The organism is Acidobacteriota bacterium (genome assembly GCA_016208495.1).
GTDB lineage: Bacteria > Acidobacteriota > Blastocatellia > Chloracidobacteriales > Chloracidobacteriaceae > JACQXX01.
Genome location: JACQXX010000094.1, coordinates 1 through 10,829 on the forward strand (window position 1 = coordinate 1; position 10,829 = coordinate 10,829).

A 10,829-nucleotide genomic window follows, 5' to 3' on the forward strand; every position below is an offset into this window, starting at 1 on the left:
TCCTGAACCCTGAACCCTGAACCCTGAACCCTGAACCCTGAACCCTGAACCCTGAACCCTGAACCCTGAACCCTGAACCCTGAACCCTAATGCCATCAATGCTTTGGCCAGTCCGCTGGCGACCAGTAAAATACCCAGTTCGGTCCTCTGAAGTAGGTACCGACAATGGTCAGGACAATAAATCCACACAGAAAACAGGTGAAGAGCCCCAGCGCTCCGGCACGAGTCGAGTTATACCGACGAACCAGCCATACCGAATACAAGGCATAAACCAGCGTCAACACCGTGCCTGGATTGATAAATGTAATGACCAGTTGCGGAATGTGTGGAATCCATTCACGCAGCCACCCGAACCGAATTGCAAAGGCATCAATTGCAATCGAAGAGATCAACCCAACCCACATGGATTGTTTGACCAGCGGCCAGCCGCCGGGGCCGCCAAACCATTCGCCTGTGCCTGACTCTTCCCGGTCGAGGAAGGGAATTAAACCCAATCCAATCAAGACGATGGTTGGAATTCCAATTCCGCCCATAAAGGCTGAAAACGAGACCATTTCCTGCAAGCCGAGAAAATACCAGGGGGCTTTGGCTGGATTTTCAGGAACGGCTGGATTGGCCAGTTCCTTGAGCGGAGCATCGGTGATGAGCGCCAGCGCGACACAGGCCAGCACGGTCAACATCAATACCCCCATCTCGGCATAAAAGAGGTGCGGCATGGAGGGAACGGTTCCTTCCGGGCCTTTGCCAACGGCTGAAGTTTTGCCTTTGACAATCGCCGCCAGTTGATAGGTTTTGGTGGCAAGTTGTGTAAACACTGGATAGACCGGGCCTTCCGGAGTTTCAACTCTAGCATCGGCATCCGCCGGGCGTGCCAACCCGCCGTCTTTTCGGATGCGCCAGAAATGCACCGCCATCAATGCGGTCAGCATCAGCGGCAAAATCATAATGTGGAGCAAATAAAACCGAATCAGCGCTTCTGGACCGACCGTGTCTGATCCAAGCAATAACAGGCGGTTTAATCCACCAGGGTCAAACCAGCCCGTGACACCAACCGCATCGGTTATTTCACGCGGTGATTGGGCAATATTGGCCCCGATGGTGATGGCCCAGTACGCCAGTTGATCCCAGGGCAGCAGGTATCCGGTAAAAGAAAGTCCGAGTGTCGTAACCAGCAACCCCATTCCAATCAACCAGTTAAACTCTCGTGGCTTGCGATAGGCGCCAGTGAAAAACGTGCGGGCCATGTGCAGGAGCACCGTCACCACCATCACGTTGGCTGCCCAACGATGAATATTGCGAATCAGACGCCCGGTCGGCACCACGAAATGAATATCCTTGATCGAGAGATAGGCGACGTCGGGATATGGTTTGTAATAAAACATCAGCAACACGCCGGTTACGAGTGTAATGAGAAATGCCGCCAGACTGGCGATCCCCAGGCCCGCTGTTGTTGCCCAGCGGAGGCTCCAGCGATGGGTTCGAACTGAATGTAAGTGCAGGAAAACATTGCCGAAAACAAAGGTGGAGCGGGTCCGATCCGTATTGGGTGTGCCACCGCGAAACGCGGTGTCGCGCAACCGATAGGGCACTGCCAGCAGGTTTTCCCAGAAAGTTTGTAATGCCGAACGGGGAGGGGCAACCGGGCTCATCCCGTCACCCTGGGTCTGGATTCCAGACCGGACGGCTGGCCGAGAGTCTGATGGTGGTGCAACACTACTCATATCGTCACCTTGGTTCCGGATTCAACCGTTGTACCTTCGTCAATGGTCACGCTCGTGCCACTTCCTGTGACTTTGAGCCACGGCAGGGCCTGTGGTGCGGGCCCCTTGGTAACCTCGCCGTCACTGGTGAACCGCGAGCCGTGGCAGGGACATTCAAACCCTTCGGTGGTTTGTTTCACCACACACCCCAGATGCGTGCAAATCGTGGAAACCGCATACACTCCGCCACTTGCATCTTTATACAGGGCAACTGCCCGGCCTGGCGGGATAAAAGGTTCGCCAGGGTTGAGCGTGTCGGGCAGCTTGACCGTGAATTTTTTGGATGGCGAGGAAAGCACGGCGGTTTTGGGAAGCTGGAGCATTCCAAGCGTGGCAAAAAACATGGCGGAGGCGGCAGCCCACAGCGAAGCCAGTCCGAGAAAATCCCGGCGTGCAATGGGCTCTGGGTCAAGCCGTGAGCGTGGTTCCCTGGCTTTGGTTGTCATAGCGTCCTCCAGGAAATAGAAGTTGTAACTCGTTCCATCGTAATGGCTTCAGCCGGGCAGCGCATAAAACACAGCGCACAGCGGATGCAGCGGTCTTCATCTTTGAGAATGGCCGAGTGTTCGGTGAGATCAATGTCAGATCCAAGTGTTTGTTCAATGGCCTGATTGAGTTCGTCATTGGTCATCAACTCAGCGAGTGAGACCAGTTTGAGGCACTGCGTTGGGCATACATCGGCACATCCACCACACAACACACAGCGGCTGCCGTCAAAAATCGGCGTCACACCACAATCGAGGCAGCGTGAGGCTTCACACATGGCCTGCGCACAGGTAAACCCGGTTTCAACCACTGCGTCTGGGTGGACCAGGCGTTCAGACGGATGAAGGGTTGGAATGTCAGCCCGGCGGATGGATTCATAGCCCCGTTCCCGGCGGTACCGATCCAGCACGATGTGGGACGTGACGGCGTCAAACGTGATCGAACGACCCGTCAGAGTTTGGTACACCGACCGGGCCACGGCTTTCCCTGAAGCCACCGCATCAATCAGAAGCCGTGTTCCGTGGGCAAGGTCACCTGCGACAAACACCCGATCAGCCGTGGAGGCAAGCGTTTTCGGGTCAACTTTGGGCCAGCCGGGCCGCATCATCTGGACATCGGTTCCACCATCTTCCAGAAATGTGAGCGCTGGCGATTGACCGACCGCCAGCAACACCGTGTCACAGGGGATGACTTTTCGATCTTCGTCATCATACACTGGCGAAAATCGCCGGTTTTCATCATAGACCCGCAGGCACCGGCGAAATTCAACCCCAGTCACCGAACCTTCATCATTGCGGAGAATGCCCACCGGCCCCCAACCGTTCCAGCGTTCAATCCCTTCTTCATCGCCTTCCAGGATTTCGACGGTGTCGGCGGGCATTTCTTCAAGTCCTTCAAGTGAAACCAGATGCACCAGCGATGTTGCTTCGAGTCGGGCGGCTGTGCGGGCGGTATCATAGGCAATTTGCCGCAGGACACTCCGGGCGACGTCATAGGCCACATTTCCGCCGCCAACCACAACGACCTGTTGACCAATTTCAAGGCTCGTCCCCAGCGAAACTGCCCGGAGCAAATCAACGCCGCCGTACACCCTGGGGCCATTTTCACCCGGCAACCCCAGTGACCGTGACGATTTCGCCCCCACGGCCACAATCACGGCGTCAAAATCGCTTCGCAAATCCGAAAAAGAAATATCCTTGCCAACCGTGGTGTTGCACCGGATTTCAACGCCAAGTGCCTGAATGACCGCGACTTCGCGGTTGATGAGGTCACGTGGAAGCCGATAGGCGGGAACGCCAACGGCGAGCATCCCGGCGGCCACGGGTTCGGTTTCAAAGACCACCGGGCGGAACCCCATCAATGCCAGGTCGTGCCCGGCAGCCAGTCCGGCAGGACCGGCGCCGATAATTGCAATTCGCTGACCTTGAGCCGGTATAAATTTTCCTTCGACCCCGGCGCGCAACAAGGCGGCCATTTCTTCGGCATTGGCCGAAACTGATGGTTGGGCCAGTTGAATTTTTTTGAGAACCACATCGGTTGGGTGTGAATCGGGGCCAGCCTGTTCACAGGCAAAGCGTTTGAGCGCCCGGATGGCAACCGGGCGGTCCTGGGCGACAAAATGGCCATCGTCGTCAACTCGGGGAACTTTCCCCCGCCGGCAGGCGGTTTCACAAGGCGCGCCGCAAATCCGACCACAAATCGAAGCAAACGGGTTTGGTCCTCGGGCAATCAGGTAGGCCGCTTCAAAGTCACCACTGGCAATCGCACGCACATATCCACGGGCATCGGTGTGGACGGGACAGGCCACCTGACAAGAAATCAGCTCCTGATGGTAGCTTTCGTGCGGTACCTGGACTTTGAGGCCATCCATATAAAACCTCTTTTTGGGGTTGAAAGACTCGCAGGCTCGGGGCGGAAGACATTGGGCCGAAGACTCGCAAGCTCGGGGCGGAAGACTCGCAAGCTCGGGGCTGAAAATTTTGGGATGTAAAATCCTGGGTGAAAAAATGTGCTGGGCCGGAGCAGACCCAGCACTTTACGCTTGTACGGAACAAACCTATTGAATCAAAGAGAGTTTCAAAAGCGGACTTCTTTGTCCGCCAGTACTATTTCCTTTTCAGCGCCTGACGACAATGATGAATTTTCATCATATTTCTGATGAAACTGATCAATTGAATTAACAGGAGGCTTTGTTCCGGAGTCCATCCAGGCAAAAATCAGTCTTTATGGTAACTGCTTTGAAGAAGTGGGTTTACTCGCTACTCACGACTCACTACTCGCTACTCACTTTTCTTCATTCAAGAGTGTTTGAGTAATCCAGCCAGTTCTGCCCGACGAATGGCTTCAAGCCGGGAATGCACGTTGAATTTCTGCAGGATGTGTTGAATGTGGTTGTTGGCGGTGGTTCGGCTAATGTGGAGGGTGGTGGCAATCTGGCTGGTTGGAAGGCCGCGGGCCATCAATTTCAGAACCTGCAATTCGCGGTCAGTAAGGTCAATGGCGGCGGCGGGGGCGCGGGTGGTAGAGATCAGGGAGGTCACCTGCTCGGCGGGGAGTTGGGTTTCGGCCACGATAAAATCGCGGATCAATAATTCCAATCGTTTGCGGACATCAATCCGACGAAAGATATGAACTGAGTAGGGAAATTCAGAGTTGGCAACCTTGACCACGAGCGTCGAGGTGTTGGTCCACTGATAGCCCTGTTTGGATTTGATATGGAGATCAAAATTCGACATGGGGCGGTTTTCGCGAACGGCTTGCTGGATACTGCATTCCTGTGAACAAACCTGACCGCATTCGTCATGGCCACCGACCATATCTCCACAAAATTTCCCGACGGCTTCAGCCGCGGAAATCCCAAACAGTGCTTCGGCCCCTTGATTCCAGCCAATGATCGTTCCGGTTGAATCCGAGACAAACGCGGCATCAGTGGTGCCTTCAATCAGTTTTTTGAGGTCTTGCAGATTCATAAAGCCTCGCTTTTTGATTTTCAGCACCCAAAACAAAAATCTGGAGGAGGGGGATTTCAGTCTGGTATCTGGTTTGTTTAAAAGAATTTAGGATGTGAAGGCAGTCATTTTACCTGGCTTTCAAGTGAAATGAAATTCCTATTTTGAGGAAAAAATGATGTTTTTTTGAGGCTTTTGAAAATGGAGAAGAGTAAAAGTCTGATCACTCAATACGAGGGTGAAATTATTGTATCGAATTCTTCGATGGGTATATTTCCAGGCTCTTGTAATGTGTGTGAAATTGATAGTGCGATTACTTTAGTGTTCTTCTTGTGCAAGTAAGTCGGCAAAAGGTGACAATGCAATTTGGGGGTGGCCGGTGCCACCCCCCTTTTTTTGTTTGCAACAATGGAGTTTCACAACCCTTGAGATTATGCTCAACAACTTCAATCCTGAGAAGAAACAGTCAAGTAATTCAATCAAATAAACTAAGGGACTGTAAAAATACAACTTTCCGTTTTTATCGAAAATCACCCGGAGAGATCCAATTTCAGAACAGGAAACCACGAAATACACGAAATACACGAAAAAGAAATCCAAAGACTTCAATGGGGTCTGAGCTTTTGTCAGGGAAAGTGCCACCGAACTCAAAAGAAAATGGCTTCGACCCAATGAAAATCGGGAAGTTGTTTTTTAACGCTCCCTAAGTACAAGTCCCCATAAATGAGGGATGGAATTTCGGTGATTCCGAATTGGCTTTCGCCCGGATGGGCGAAAACCAATTTTCTCCTGGCGAGTGGTCGAATTTCATCCCCCTTTTAAGGGGTGGCCTTTGGATCCGGTGGTAGGCCCAAAGCGGCCAACCGACCGGCTATCCGAACGGCACCGCTTCGCGGTGCAAGACCAAAACCTGGATGTGGCAGAACGCGCCCCAGGAACTTATTTTTTAACGCTCCCTAAGCGAACGACTGACGACTGACGACTGACTACTGACGGCTGACTACAAACTGATCTTAATTGGCTTTCCCGAGATTCATTCGGGCAAGGAGGCTGTTGAATTCGGGTTGGTCTCGCAATGGATCAAAAATCGGATCAATGTTGGCAAACGGTGTCAGCAATTGCTTTTTCGCAATTGCTTTGGACAACCAGAAACAGGATTGTTCAGTTTCCCCAAGCTGGGCATAGATGGTTGACAGTTTATAGCTCAATGATTCGTGGTCAGGACGAGCCAGAATCATCTCGGCTTCTTCGCGGAGTGCTTCTCGAAATCGAGTAATATCCGTCGGATCACCTGGGTCATTGGCAAAAACATCCTCCGTGTTGTGAACCCGCTCATAGAACGAAGATTTTTCCAATTCATAGGCCCGCATGGCTTTGGCGTAATTGCCTTGTTTTGCCAGGATTGGATTCAGATTGGCATAAACATAATAAAAATAAGGATCAATCTGCCAGGCCCGCCGACAATAGCGCCGACCACCTTCAAAATCCCGTTCGAAGTAGCACATCTGCCCCAGGTCAGCCAAAAAGTTGGGTGATGTTGGCTCAAGGGCGAGCGTGATTTTCATTTCCCGGATTGCTTCATTGATCCTCCCCATCACGGCCAGATGGTAGGCATACCAGTGGTGGCATTTCGTCGAGTTTGGCGACAGTTCCAGGGCCCGTCGGAAGGCAGCTTCAGCTTCATTCCAGTTCCGCTCATGGAAACCCTTAATAAAACCAAGCGTGGCATAGGCTTCCCCAAGTTTTGGGTTGAGCTTGAGTGCCTGTTGCAAATGCTCCCAGGCTTCCATCGCTCGTTCGGAGCCGACTTCCTCAAAAATCAAGTCATCCGCCAGCCCCAGATGAGCTTCAGCATACTGTGGGTCAAGTTGGAGCGCCCGCCGATAACAGGCTTCGCTTTCAGCCAGGGATTGCGAGTCCCGCCGTGACCAGTGATAGCGTCCGTTCAGGCAAAACCGATAGGCAGTTTCATTGGCTGTGCCCGCCGGGTGAGTCAAAGTACTGGTGGCGTCCAGGAGGATTCTGGCCACGCGTTTGGCAATTTGATCTTGAATGGAAACTTTGTTTTCCCCAGTAAAATCAATGGTTTCAGTCCAAACCGGAGAAGACGAGCGGGGAGAAAACATCCGCATCGTGGCCCGGATACGGCCATCGAGGATTTGCACGCTGCCTTCAATGACAGCTTCGACCCGCAACAGACGAGCAGACTCAGTTGGCGACAACTCTCGGGCTTCGAGGACGTTTTCAATTGCCTGCGAAGAGAGAATCGTAAACCCAGGCACCCGACCCAATTGGGTAATGATGGTATCTGCAGTGCCAACCCCAAGCGCGGGCTCGCCATTCCCGATGACTTTAAATGGAAGTACGGCAATGTTAGTCGCTTGAATTTCGGGCAAAAAACTGGCTTTTGAGGTCCACAGGCTAGAGGGGGTTGAAGTCAGCCCCAGGAAAACCACAAAACTGAGAATCATTACAAATTTAAGCGGTGAGAGGGTTCGGGAGTGAAGGGGGACTGAAGGTTTCTCTGAAGCGGGCATCCTGAGAACCACTGTGGGAACTGGTTTTTCAATGATTGCCTCAAGGTCGGGTTCTACCTGAAATGATTCCCTCGACTGAACGTCCACCTCGGGTTCAATGGCAGGAAGTTCGTCAAAGGCTGCCTCGGCGGTGGAACCAGTTGCGAGAGGAGGCAACGAATCAGGTAGCTCACTTTCAGCATCAAAACTGTCAAAATCCTCGACTGGGAATTCTCCCGATTCAGTTGATTGAGCCGATGCGAGAAGGTCAGGTTCAACAGCTCTTTCCACCCGTGCAACAGTGGAATGCACCACCTGGACATCGGCCACAAACCGGTATCCGCGTTTGGGCACCGTTTCAATAAACTTCACTCCAGGGACACGGTCATTCAAAATTCGCCGTAAGGTGGAAATATTCGCATTCAGGTTGTGGTCTTCAACAAAGGTGTTTGGCCAGATGTAATTGATGATTTCATCCCTGGTGACCAGCTTCTGGTTGTTTTGAACTAAAATCAACAACGTCTGGAAGACTTTTGGAGGTAAAGGTATAAAGTCGTTATTGTAGGCAAGGGATTGTTGTGAAAGATCAATTTGAAAGTTGCCAAAGAGAAACAACATTGTTTCTTGATTGTGAACCTCAGAGCTTGACATCGAACCTCTCCACAAGAATTTTGAGATAAAAATGATGTTTTTTTGAGGATATTTCCGAAGAAATAACCACAATAGCCAAAGCGGATGTTGGAGATATTTTTCCTGAACGGGTAAGGTTAGCAAGAAGTAACCGGATTGAATAACTTGGCTGATACGGCTAAATCAGCCAGGAAGGATGTCTCTCAACATCACGAAATTTCTTTTTCACACTCAGCCGTCACGCTTCCTTACTGATTACGCGTAATAGAAAAGAAAAAAGCATCACGGAAGGTCGTCAATAAACCGCTCCGGGATGCTTTTTTTCAGTTTCGAGAGATAACGGATTTGATCAGGCTGGTTGAGGGAGTTTGGTTTCGCCCCGTGAATCAGTTTTCCAAACCACGATCAGACACAAAAAGGCAAAGATCGCCAGCAGGAAAAACCCGCCCGTAAAGGAACCGGTCATCTGCTTGATATTGCCCAGCACCAGCGGCGGGAAAAACCCTCCCAACCCACCTGCGGCGCCAACCAGGCCAGTGACCGCGCCCACGGTTTTGGGAAAATATTGCGGCACCATTTTGAAAACCGCGCCATTGCCCAACCCAATCGCCGCTGCCATTCCAAGCGCCCCAACCGTAAAGGTGGCCATCATCGGCACTGCCATACACAGCGCCATACAGGCAGTGAATGGAAAGACCCACATCAAAATAGCTTTCCCGCCGATTTTATCAGCCAGAATTCCCCCCACTGGCCGCAGAGCCGTTGCCAGAACGACAAACCCGGCGGTTCGAAATCCCGCATCCCCTGGTGTTAACTTAAACATATCGGTGAGAAATGTCGGCAGGTAAATGCTCATGGCCACAAACCCACCGAAGGTGAGGAAATAATACAGACTCAACACCCAGCTCATCGGCTCACGAAGTGGTCGCAGGCTATCAGCCAGGGTTTTTGGCGGTGCGGTTCGAGGTGCATTTTGGGCGGCAAAAGCAAAGGCAATCAGCCAGAAAAAGGTGAGAATTCCAAAGATCCAAAACCCCCAGGCATATCCAAGCGCACCAGCAATGACAGGTGCTCCAAACGCCGCCAGCGACTGACCGATATTTCCAGCGCCGTACACACCAAGGGCAAACCCCTGCCGATCCGCCGCAAACCAGCCGCTGACAAAGCCGACGCCAACCGAGAAACTGGCCAGGGCAATGCCAATAAACAGCCCACAGGCAATCAACTGGGTGTAACTCGACACATACCCCATCAGGAACGCTGGAATAATCGAGCAGGCCATTACGATTGAAAAAATGATTCGCCCACCATAGCGATCCGTCAGGATCCCCAGTGGAATTCGCCCCAGGCTGCCGAGCAAAACCGGAACTGCCAGCGCAATGCTGACCTGAACCGGATTGAGATTCAGTGTTTTTTTCAGAATCGGCATCATGGCCGACACCGAACCGAAAATAGCAAAACACACGGCAAAAGCGCCTGTCGCCAGTACAAGTTGCAGGGTATTTCCGGTTGGTTTTAAAGTAGGGGAATTCATATGGTCTCCGATTAGGGGTCAGGGATCAGGGGTCAGAATGTCACCTTGTCACCTTGTCACCCTGTCATTTTGTCACATTGTCAGTTGTCAGGCTTGGGGGCGCTCAATGGTGTAAACATACCGGAGCAATCCCAAATTCAAGGCCAGGCAAAATGCACTGGCTAACAGCGTGGGGAAAGCAATTGCCTGGTCACCACCAAGAAATGCATTCATCGTGGCGGTTAACAGCCAGAGCTGAATGACCACCAGCAGCAAGACGATGCACAGGATTCCATAAATAATTGTGGTTCGTTGTTCGCGAGTGAAAATTTTTCCGGTGGTCATAACACCTCAATGTGGCGTGCTACGGCTTGACGCCATCGTTTTCAACTCCTAAGCAGTTGGTTGAGCGACTCCAACCGCAAAAATCGCTCCATCTTGGAAATCCAGCTTGATCCGGGGTAATGGTCGCCGTGGAGGCCCCGCAATTGGATTTCCGCTGGCAATATCAAAAGCACCTTCGTGACAGGGACAGTACAGCCGCCCTTTTTCGGGTTCTGGGATAACAGCACAGGAAAGGTGCGTGCATGCCTGGCTATAAGCCACAAAAGTATCACTATCCAGGCGGGTTAGAACACATTTGTCGTGCTCTCCGGGATAGGCAAACACCAGACTGTTTCCTACGGCTAACTGGTTGACTGAGGCAATCTGGACACCAGGCAGTTGTTGTTTTGAAGGGGCGGCCCAACTCTTGGCCAGAATCCACAACTGGCCGGTTGTGAAGGCAAAACTGGTCAAAATCAAGAACTTGGTAAAATCACGCCGGGCCACATAATTAGAGCGTGTCGCAGAACGGATCTTTGGAAAGAAAAGAAAACAGGGATAAGAGACTTGAAAAAGAAAGACGGTATAGGGTTTCCTAAGGAAATATGAAAAACCGAGAGGAAACCCATGACCGAACCAAAGAAGTGTACCG

General features: G+C 51.9%; 8 protein-coding genes. All 8 read right to left on the reverse strand.

Translation table 11 applies throughout. The features are described from left to right. Window positions 1-95 precede the first annotated feature (95 nt). The gene (locus HY774_19420) at window positions 96-1,649 is read right to left on the reverse strand and encodes a cytochrome b N-terminal domain-containing protein (GenBank protein ID MBI4750661.1); all 1,554 of its coding nucleotides are present in this window, start codon (window positions 1,647-1,649) and stop codon (window positions 96-98) included. 68 nt (window positions 1,650-1,717) lie between these two features. Continuing rightward, complete coding sequence (locus HY774_19425) at window positions 1,718-2,206, reverse strand: Rieske 2Fe-2S domain-containing protein (protein MBI4750662.1); 489 nt, start codon at window positions 2,204-2,206, stop codon at window positions 1,718-1,720. Beyond that, window positions 2,203-4,116: an FAD-dependent oxidoreductase gene (locus tag HY774_19430; GenBank protein ID MBI4750663.1), complete on the reverse strand. Its 1,914-nt coding sequence runs from the start codon at window positions 4,114-4,116 to the stop codon at window positions 2,203-2,205. The genes HY774_19425 and HY774_19430 overlap by 4 nt, the downstream gene beginning before the upstream one ends. Window positions 4,117-4,543: 427 nt before the next feature. Beyond that, window positions 4,544-5,215, reverse strand: coding sequence for a helix-turn-helix transcriptional regulator (locus tag HY774_19435; GenBank protein ID MBI4750664.1), 672 nt, complete (start codon window positions 5,213-5,215; stop codon window positions 4,544-4,546). A gap of 992 nt (window positions 5,216-6,207) precedes the next feature. Then, window positions 6,208-8,361, reverse strand: coding sequence for a winged helix-turn-helix domain-containing protein (locus HY774_19440; protein ID MBI4750665.1), 2,154 nt, complete (start codon window positions 8,359-8,361; stop codon window positions 6,208-6,210). A gap of 328 nt (window positions 8,362-8,689) precedes the next feature. Next, a complete protein-coding gene (locus HY774_19445; protein MBI4750666.1) occupies window positions 8,690-9,874 on the reverse strand; it encodes a NarK/NasA family nitrate transporter in 1,185 nt (394 codons plus the stop codon). A gap of 87 nt (window positions 9,875-9,961) precedes the next feature. Continuing rightward, window positions 9,962-10,198 (reverse strand): hypothetical protein, encoded by a 237-nt coding sequence (locus HY774_19450; protein ID MBI4750667.1) that lies wholly within the window; start codon window positions 10,196-10,198, stop codon window positions 9,962-9,964. A 48-nt stretch (window positions 10,199-10,246) separates the two neighbouring features. Next, window positions 10,247-10,684: a Rieske 2Fe-2S domain-containing protein gene (locus HY774_19455; GenBank protein ID MBI4750668.1), complete on the reverse strand. Its 438-nt coding sequence runs from the start codon at window positions 10,682-10,684 to the stop codon at window positions 10,247-10,249. Window positions 10,685-10,829: the final 145 nt, after the last annotated feature.

What these genes read in the sequence shown, in the direction of transcription:
- HY774_19420 (MBI4750661.1), bottom strand. Translation starts at nt 1,649, where the DNA reads ATGAGCCCGGTTGCCCCTCCCCGTTCGGCATTACAAACTTTCTGGGAA.
- HY774_19425 (MBI4750662.1), bottom strand. Translation starts at nt 2,206, where the DNA reads ATGACAACCAAAGCCAGGGAACCACGCTCACGGCTTGACCCAGAGCCC.
- HY774_19430 (MBI4750663.1), bottom strand. Translation starts at nt 4,116, where the DNA reads ATGGATGGCCTCAAAGTCCAGGTACCGCACGAAAGCTACCATCAGGAG.
- HY774_19435 (MBI4750664.1), bottom strand. Translation starts at nt 5,215, where the DNA reads ATGAATCTGCAAGACCTCAAAAAACTGATTGAAGGCACCACTGATGCC.
- HY774_19440 (MBI4750665.1), bottom strand. Translation starts at nt 8,361, where the DNA reads ATGTCAAGCTCTGAGGTTCACAATCAAGAAACAATGTTGTTTCTCTTT.
- HY774_19445 (MBI4750666.1), bottom strand. Translation starts at nt 9,874, where the DNA reads ATGAATTCCCCTACTTTAAAACCAACCGGAAATACCCTGCAACTTGTA.
- HY774_19450 (MBI4750667.1), bottom strand. Translation starts at nt 10,198, where the DNA reads ATGACCACCGGAAAAATTTTCACTCGCGAACAACGAACCACAATTATT.